The following is a 712-nucleotide window of genomic DNA, read 5'->3' as shown; positions in this document are numbered from 1 at the left end:
CAGCGGCCGTTGACGGCGGGCGCTTGCGCATCCGCGCCCAAAGCAGTCCAAGGCTGCTGCCAGGCATCGCCCAGTTCGCCGGGCGCCGCCTGGTAGCGCGCCGAGGGCAGCAGCACCTGGGCCGCCACCTCGCCAGCCGAGACACGCTGCGCCACGGGCAGCAAGGCGATGTCGGCCGCCGTGCCGCCCACGGGCACATGCGCCACCACGGTGTGGCTGGTGCCCAGGTCGATGCCCACGATGTGGGCGGCGTCGGGAGCGAAGGGGGTGGCGGAGGCGGGGGCGGCAGTATCAGGCATATCGGCAGTCATACAGGGCACGGTGCGCGGCCCGGACCGGGCCTGCCGCCGGGGCGGGCTACGCTACATCGGCCCGCACGTCGAACTCCACCTTCCAGCGTTCGTCACCACCCACGGGCACGGCGTTGAGTTCCAGCGTGCCGATGTCGGTCACGCGCGCATGCAGGGTGACGGGCACGATCTCGCCGGGCGCACGGCCTTCGGCGGGCAGATGGGCCTCGATTTCCTGCAGCTCGACCAGTTCCTCGGGTCCCCAGAAGTCCAGCACGGTGCCGACCTGGTCGGCGCGGCGCACGGAGGAGCCGAAAAAGCGCAGGCGCACGGGCTCGCCCACGACCAGGCCGAATTCCTGCGTGTCCAGCGCCACCTCGGTGCCCTCTTCCATGCCGAAGGGCGCCAGGCACAGGGCCGAG

At 72.2% G+C, this 712-nt stretch carries 2 pseudogenes; both read right to left on the bottom strand.

Going from position 1 to position 712, the window contains the following annotated elements:
- Window positions 1–299 (bottom strand): annotated as a pseudogene (locus L995_RS04550) (Hsp70 family protein); the annotation flags it as partial.
- 58 nt (window positions 300–357) lie between these two features.
- Window positions 358–712 (bottom strand): annotated as a pseudogene (locus tag L995_RS04545) (Hsp70 family protein); the annotation flags it as partial.

It is taken from the genome of Delftia sp. ZNC0008 (assembly GCF_000799035.1).
GTDB classification, from domain to species: domain Bacteria; phylum Pseudomonadota; class Gammaproteobacteria; order Burkholderiales; family Burkholderiaceae_C; genus Comamonas; species Comamonas tsuruhatensis.
The sequence above is the reverse complement of the archived record's forward strand: the minus strand, read 5'-3'. Positions and strand labels throughout refer to the sequence as shown.